Raw genomic sequence first — 8,047 nt, 5'->3', positions numbered from 1 at the left:
AAAATGTCTCTCAAAGTGTCTTAAATTACGATACCATTATACAGAGGTGAAATTCAAATGAAGACAATAAATGAATTGATGTATTATTGTGAAGAACCAGAACCTGTCGGAGCTGTACTTTTGACTGGAGAATGGGGATGTGGAAAAACATATCTTATAGATAATGAACTGAAAGAAGCCTTGAAGGACAAGGCACATGTAATTCGCATTTCATTGTTTGGTATAACAACCATAGAAGGAATACATATGGCAATTAAGCAGGCATGGATTAGTGAATATAATAAAGATAAGAAATGGACAGGTGTGGTTAAAAAAGCGAAATGGGGAAAAGAAATAGCCGGTAAATTAGATTTTTTACCAGAGTGGATTAGGGGGATAGCAACTACAGATTGGTTATCCTTTGTAGAAATAAAAAATGTGATAGAAGAAAAACACGTAGTTTTAGTTTTTGATGATTTAGAACGTTGCTGTTTAGATATTGTTGATGTTCTCGGCGCAATTAATGATTACTGTGAAAATCAGAAGTTTCATACGATTATTGTTGCAAATCAGGATAAGATGGGAATTTCTACAGAAACATCTGCTACTCCAATAGAATTTGAAATAGATACTTTTGAGAATGGAGATGATACCGATCCTGCCAAACGAACAACAGGGAAGATAAAGTACAAATCACAAAAAGACGCTGATGAATTGTCTTATAATGAAATTAAAGAAAAGATTATACACCGAACGGTTCGGTATATCCCTGATTATGCAGGCATTGTAAATACAGTTATTGAAAAAACCAAATATCAAGATGAAAAGTATAAGGGTTTTGTGAAGGAATGTGAAGAGGGAATTTTAGAATTATTTGCTCCCGATAGAAATACTTATAATGAATCACAGAATAGTAAAAGACCGCATAATATTCGAAGTTTAAAATGTGCGATAAGAGATTTTTATCGAGTTTATGCGATTTTAGTAGAAAAAGGGTTTGAAGATATAGACAAAAGGTTTTATAGTTTTATCTCCTATATGATTGCATATAAAGCTAATATTGCAAAAGAAGGATACTATGGGACATTGTTTTCGGATAAGGAAGTTCAGGAATTATATCCGGCTTTTCAGAATCAATATATGCTTGCAACAGTGAAAAAATGGATACTTCGTGGTATATGGGATGTAGATGCCCTTACATATGAAATAGAAGTTATTCAGTCAAAGAAAAAAGCAGAAACGCCATCCGATATTGTTCGAACACATAGAATTATGGATGTTGAAGAAGAGGTGATTATAAAAGGATTTCCGCAGGTGGTTGAAATGGCATATGCAGGAGAACTTAGTTTAGATGAATATGTACATTTTATACAGAATAATTGTTGGGGAAGATACTATAATTTTGAATTCCCTTTAAGCGTGGATTGGGATAAAGTTCGAACCGGAGTTGCAACAGTAATAAAGAGCTTGTTAGATTCCAGAAAGGAAGGGCAGCAATTGCACTCTATTATTGGTACAGAGAGTAGAGAATATTTTACTGAAGATGAGTGGAATACCTACCAGCTTATTGCAGAATTCCAAAATGGAAATTTATTAATGTTTAGTAACAATAAAAATTTATACATTGAAGGGATGCGTGAAGACGCATTCACTGCATTTACGGCTTGTCAGAACAAACGATTTAATATGTTTGATGAAGAAATGGCGATTGTTACAGCAGAAGCATATGCAAAAGGAGATAATTCGACAAGGCATCAATTTTCTGGATATTTCAATGATATGTGGAGAGAAAATATTCTGTCAAAAGATATAAAACCGGAAGAAAGTCTTTTGGGATTTAGAAAGTTGCATGAGTTGATGAACGTGCAAAAAGAAGGTTTTGAGAAAAGCGGAAAGGTCTTTGCGGTTCGCCATACAGAAGACTTTATAAAACGCATAGATGAAATGATAGAAAAATTAGAAGAAAGTGAAACACAAACTGAGTAGTAGGTATTAAGTATTGCAAAATGGTTGGTAACAAACCTCCAAGTCTCACAAAGATTTGGAGGTTTTCTTCTTCCAATTCTTAGAAGAAAGTAATTTCAGGACCAGATAATATATGGTACAATATCTTAGGAAATTCATTTAAAATATAGAAACGATTATTGAGAATAAAAGGGCTCTAGAAGTCATATGACGTGGAAGAAGGTGTTAGTTTGCGTTTATGGAGATATGATGAAGATGCGATATTACAAGAAGAGCAGAATGAACGTAAAAAGAGATTTCAGAAAATCGGAGAAGATGTATTTTCTTTTTTTCAAGATAAAGCTATTGCTGCTGGATTTGAAGATAGAGAAGGACAATGGGAAATGTCCTGTGAAATTGTAGATGGAATTAGAGAAAACAAGCATGTGCTTGTTGAAGCTGGTGTTGGAATTGGAAAGTCATTTGCTTACATTGTACCAATTCTATATTATAGCAAAATTTATCATAGACCAGTAGTAATTGCGACATCGACAATAGCATTACAAGAGCAGTTGACTCATGATATAGAAAAAATTATGGACATGCTTAATTATGAAGTGGAAGTTCTTGTAGCCAAAGGACAAAACCATTTTTTGTGTAAAAAGCGGTTTGATGATTGTTTTACAAAAGAATTTATTGAAGAAAGTGTGGAACATCAAATAATCAATGATGCAATCTGCAAATTTGGGTATGAGAAGGCGGATTGGAATGTTGCAGTTCCGAATGAGATATGGAACCAAATAAATGTGAAAGAGTATAAAGCACAGTTTTGCAAAGATAAGTGTAGTTATTGTGGTTGTTGTTATTACTATAATTTGCGTCAGAAAATGATGTCTACACATGGGATTATTGTATGCAATCAGGATTTGCTTGCCGTAAATATGCATAAAAAAGCAAATTATCGAAGACAACTTATGAGTGAAGATATTGGAATTGTTGTAGTAGATGAGGCTCATAATTTGGAAAGTAAAGTCCGTTCATCTGTGACTTCTTGCATTTCACTTAAGCAGTTGAAAGATGCAATGTATGGAGCGGGAAAAGCAGTCGATTCTTTTGATTCTGCATTTACCAAAGAACTGGAAAAAGCAGATTATTTGATAGATGAGATTTTTAAATTACTATTGAAGCAAATGAATGAGCAGGACAAAGAGGCAGAAAAAAACGGTCAGGATATAGACCGATATTATGTAAGGAATATTGGAATAAATTTTGAAAAACTAAGAAAAATTCTTAATGATATCCGGCTTAAAGCATCAATGTCATTTGGAGATTTTATAGGTGATCGTAGTAGGAAAAGTTACGATGAAGAGGTGGAGCAGCTTGAAGACTATGTTGCCTTTTTAGAGTCAATCATAAAATGGAAAAATAGTGAAGATATTTTCTGGTTAGAAAGAGATAGGGGAAATCGTGGAATAAAGGGAGTTCGTTTATATAAGTGTCCCAAGGCGGTTGACAAGATTACAAGGCGAATTATGTTTGGTGATTCTGGTTTGCCAGTAATTTTGACTTCGGCAACTATTACAAGTGGTAAAAATGAAGATTACATAAAGAACTACACTTATTTTATTAATAACACTGGATTTCAGACTGAACGAAGCTTGGTATGTGAGCCTAAAATATCACCATTTAATTATGATGAGCATGCGAAAATTTATTATACTGAACATATGCCTCATCCGACACGTGAAAGAGAGAAATTTATAGAAGAAGGAATACAGGAAATTATAAAATTGCTCCAAATCAGTAATGGAAAATCTTTAATTTTATTTACAGCAAAAACGGACATGCAGGCGGTATATGATAAATTGCAGAAGGAAAACTTGCCATTCAAGATACTGATGCAGCAAGGAAATGCAAAGCAGGCAGAAACTTTAGAGATGTTTAGAAATGATACTAATTCTGTGTTACTAGGAACTGGAAGTTACTGGGAAGGAATTAATATAGAAGGTGTGTCGTTATCTCATGTAATTATCTTTAAATTACCATTTCCGGTAAGAGGGCCGATTATTGATTACAAGTACGAGCAGAGCAAGGATGGATTAATGGAAGTGTCTGTTCCGGAGATGGTTATAAAACTAAAGCAGGGAATTGGAAGATTGATTCGGAGCGAGAACGATAAGGGAATTGTTTCTATTATAGATTCAAGAGTCGGAGAAAGGTCAAAGGCACCTTATAAGCAAATTATTTGGGAATCACTACCAATAAAAAGCAAGACTAATAAAATTGAAGAAATTGCAGCTTTTTATAGTCAGATAGTAGAACAACAGAAAGAAGGAAAATAACGTGAAAGAAATCCATTTATCGGATAAATTATTATTACAGGTGTTTTGGAGCAGATATATGTGTGAGAAACATGATAGTATATCGGAGTAAGAAAAGTTTGAAACAAAGAAGTAGAGGTTACCCGAGAAAATAGAGCATAACAAATAAACCATCCTTGGGGTGGCAAGAAAAATTAAATATTAACGCAACACCTAATTAGGAAACTGCTAAAGGCTCATCCTTTATGATGTAGCCCCGTTGTTTCAAAAGATTAAGTGCCTGTGAAGTGGAAAGAACTTTTTCTTCCTTCACAGGACGAGATTCAAGAAAACCTTCTGGTGTATATGGCTCTAAATCTGAGAGTATGTGCCAGATAGCGGTCAGGATCATACGGCAGATGGCAATGATGGCTTTCTTGTGACCACGGCGTGCTTTGATACGCTTATAGCGAGTTGTAAATTCAGGATGTTTCTTTGATTTGATTAAAGCATTTGCAACTTGTACCAGAATTGGTTTAAAATAGGAGCCAGCACGGGAAATCCGAGTGGATTTGATTTTTTGATTGCTTTGATCATTACGAGGACAGCATCCTGCCCATGAGACGAGGTGTTTCGCTGTGGGGAAGACAGACATATCACCACCAATCTCAGAAAGCACTTGAATAGCAGTCAGAGGATTCTTATCGAATCCTGGAACAGTCCTTATTAAATTTAAAGCAGTTTCATATTTATCACTGAGACGAAGGATTTCCTGTTCTTTTGAAATGGCACCATCAACAGCAGCTTGTATTTCTTCAATAGGAGTCTTACATCGTCCGTGAACAAAATGTGCTACATCAAATGCTTCTCCTGGGTGTTGTAAAATCTGTTCTGTAATGGAACGAGATGATTTACCAAATACATCCGAAAAAACCTCATCAAGTTTTAGATTAGAAACGGTAAGACAATTTTGAGCACGGTTTTTCTCACCAGTAATCATACAGGTGAGTTTGTACCGGTATCTTACAAGGTCTCTGAGTTCTCTGATGTCAGCAGTGGGAATAAAGGAAGGTTTCACCATACCGCACATATAGAGGTCACAAATCCATTTGGCATCTTTACGGTCGGTTTTGTTGCCTTTCATAGGTTTGGTGTATTTGGGATGGGACAAAGTAACCCAAAGATTGTGGTGCTCTAAAATGTTAAAAACAGGGATCCAGTACTTACCGGTTGATTCCATGCAGACATCTTTACAGTTGTACTTGGCAAGCCAGTCACACAGCTGATTCAAACCTTTTGTAAAGGAAGAAAAGCGAGCCTGCTTGTACTCTGTACGATTGTTGGAATCAGTAATACCGATACAGGCAAAGATCCATGTTTTGTGAACATCAAGTCCACAGCAGTTATTTTTGATGATTTTAAAAGACAAGAAAATACCTCCTGATATTTATAGTTATAAAACTGACAGTGACTGGTCATCCGGCGAGATCGAGTCGACTTCGGAAGAGATAAGTTTACGGGCTACAGTTATGCGCCACTCATTGATGCCTTAACGGATGACCGACAACAAATATATATACGAGGTCGCCGCTATACAGCCCCGCCACTCACCTCCACGTGTTCTGTAGTGTGTCAGTCTTATAATTAAATAATATCAGAAAGAAGAATAATTAGATAGCGAAAGCCAATGCACATGTTTCATGACGCATTGGTGTCTTTCGCAGAAAGACGGGTAATATATATGAGAAAACGGGTTTTTCAGAAAATGAAGAAAGATAATTTGATACAGAAAATAGTAAAAATATAGGGTGGTCGGAAATGCCTTCAAACATAAAGAAATTTAGAGAAAAGGTGGTTTTCTACAAATGAAAAAAGACGGAAAAATTAGATTTATTAAGGATATTTACAATTCGGCGAAGAAAGAATGGAAACGAGAAAAGAAGCAAAAAGTTATTGAATTTTACCTCAAGGAAGAATTAAAAAAAGAGTTGGAAGAAAATCCGGATAGATATTATGAATTAAAAGTATATTGTAATCAGTTTGCTGATATTGGAGAAATACAAGTTTTGGTAGGTATGTTAAGTGTTTTGATTGGATATGTATCAAAATTTGAACAAGCTTCAATTATTTTAAGTATTCTTTTGTTGTCTATAATAGCAATTTATTTGCCCGCCCCTTATAAAAAATGTAAATTTGTACTTGATAATATAGAGCAGCATGAATTGGAGAAAATTATGAATAAAAGAGAAATAGTGTCTGAGAATGATATGGATAAAAGAGACGAAAAAGAACATATTATTGATATGATTGAGAGAATAGAGGGATTAAAGAAAAAATGGTTGCAAAAGAAAGTTTCACTTATTGAACTTGGAGCAAATGTTGAAACGTTGGTTGATGAATTAAAAAAGGAAACATATTACAGTAAAGTGAAGGAATATGTAGAAAATGCAATAATTTTGGACAAAAATATAGAGAATTCAGAATCCATGATTTCAAATACATCCATGGCATTTGTAACAGTTATGCTTACAATTAATGCTTTATTTCTTGCTAAAAATGAAATAGAAATATTGTTATACATATATCTCGGAGTTGCATTCTTATTTATGGTAGGAATTATAGTAATATTTTATTCTGCAATGAAGAAGTATTTGGGGAAATATGCTAGAGAGAAAAGTTTTTATGAAATCTTAAAAAAACACATGGATCAATAAGTATTTAAAAGATTAATATTGCGAATCATAAAATGGTCGGAATCAAGCCTCCAAGTCTCAAAAGATTTGGAGGGTAAGCGATGAATAATCCGAGAGTATTGCCCACTGCCCCCTTGGTATCCTTCGCCTTAAACAGGCAGTGGTTCATGGTGTTCCGGTGTTTGATTTTCAACATCAATCAATCCGCTGCAGCGTTCCTTTATAAAGTCGCTCCACGGTAACAGCTTTTCTATACCTGCGGGCTCATTTTTGTAGTCCGGCATATAAAGTAGTACTGTGTAGAGATACTGGAACACATTCAGATTGTTGGCTTTTGCGGTTTCTACGATACTGTACATGACAGCGCTGGCTTCTGCTCCGGCAGTCGATGTGTGAAATAAAAAGGCTTTTCTGCCAATCGCATAACTTTTCGCACGTCTTTCCGCTGCATTATTCGATATTTCGCAACGTCCATCCTGAAGATAATTACGCAGTGTTTCTTTATGATTTTTTGCGTATATCACAGCTTTTTCCAGCTTGCTTCTTTTTACAGGATTGAGTTGTTCCAACCATGCGTAAAAGCTTTCCCATACCGGCACTTCTGTTTCCAGACGTCTGTCTTTTCGCTCTTCCGGAGTAAGGTCACGGAACTGCTTTTCCAAAAAGAAAAGCTTGTTGCAGTATGCCAGGCCAACTTCAGCCGGAATCATGCTGGGGATTTCTTCTTTCTTAGGAAGAAGCGGCTCTTTGATTTCTTCCTCGGAATTGATATCCAACAGCTTCAGCTTTTTCCGACGCTCCGCTGGTATTGCTTCGTAAAACTTCCGGCGACAATGAGCCAGACAGCAAACAAGCAGTACGTTATCTACTTTATTGTATCCCTGGTAGCCGTCGCATTGCAGCATACCATGAAAACCTTCGAGGAATTGCTGTGAATACTTGCCTGCACGTCCTGCCTGATAATCATATAGGATGATTGGAGGCAGACCATCATTTCCGCTGAGATAGATCCACATATACGATATCGATTCTGCAGCTTTGCCTTCTTCACGCAAGACCTGACATGTTGTCTCATCAGCATGGATAAGATCTGAAGTGCTATACTAACGTTGTAACAGTAGTGGCTAATAA

At 35.7% G+C, this 8,047-nt stretch carries 5 protein-coding genes; 3 read left to right on the top strand and 2 right to left on the bottom strand.

Annotation, left to right across the window (positions count from 1 at the left end):
- Positions 1-57 precede the first annotated feature (57 nt).
- Positions 58-1,965: a P-loop NTPase fold protein gene (locus DW677_RS16955; protein WP_117567880.1), complete on the top strand. Its 1,908-nt coding sequence runs from the start codon at positions 58-60 to the stop codon at positions 1,963-1,965.
- A gap of 191 nt (positions 1,966-2,156) precedes the next feature.
- Positions 2,157-4,265 carry an ATP-dependent DNA helicase gene (locus DW677_RS16950; protein ID WP_242992227.1) on the top strand — a complete coding sequence of 703 codons (2,109 nt, stop codon included), beginning with the start codon at positions 2,157-2,159 and terminating at the stop codon, positions 4,263-4,265.
- Positions 4,266-4,461: 196 nt separating this feature from the next.
- Here the strand turns inward: DW677_RS16950 and DW677_RS16945 are convergent, their stop codons facing one another.
- Positions 4,462-5,652 (bottom strand): IS110 family transposase, encoded by a 1,191-nt coding sequence (locus DW677_RS16945; RefSeq protein WP_117567879.1) that lies wholly within the window; start codon positions 5,650-5,652, stop codon positions 4,462-4,464.
- A gap of 436 nt (positions 5,653-6,088) precedes the next feature.
- Between DW677_RS16945 and DW677_RS16940 the strand changes: the two genes are divergently transcribed.
- Complete coding sequence (locus DW677_RS16940) at positions 6,089-6,937, top strand: hypothetical protein (RefSeq protein WP_117567878.1); 849 nt, start codon at positions 6,089-6,091, stop codon at positions 6,935-6,937.
- A 128-nt stretch (positions 6,938-7,065) separates the two neighbouring features.
- On the opposite strand, the gene DW677_RS16935 is transcribed toward DW677_RS16940, so the two are convergent.
- Positions 7,066-8,001, bottom strand: coding sequence for an IS66 family transposase (locus tag DW677_RS16935; RefSeq protein ID WP_278287005.1), 936 nt, complete (start codon positions 7,999-8,001; stop codon positions 7,066-7,068).
- Between the last annotated feature and the right edge of the window lie 46 nt (positions 8,002-8,047).

Origin of the sequence: Clostridium sp. AM25-23AC (assembly GCF_003435125.1) — a bacterium.
Lineage (GTDB): Bacteria > Bacillota > Clostridia > Lachnospirales > Lachnospiraceae > Pilosibacter > Pilosibacter fragilis.
The sequence above is the reverse complement of the archived record's forward strand: the minus strand, read 5'-3'. Positions and strand labels throughout refer to the sequence as shown.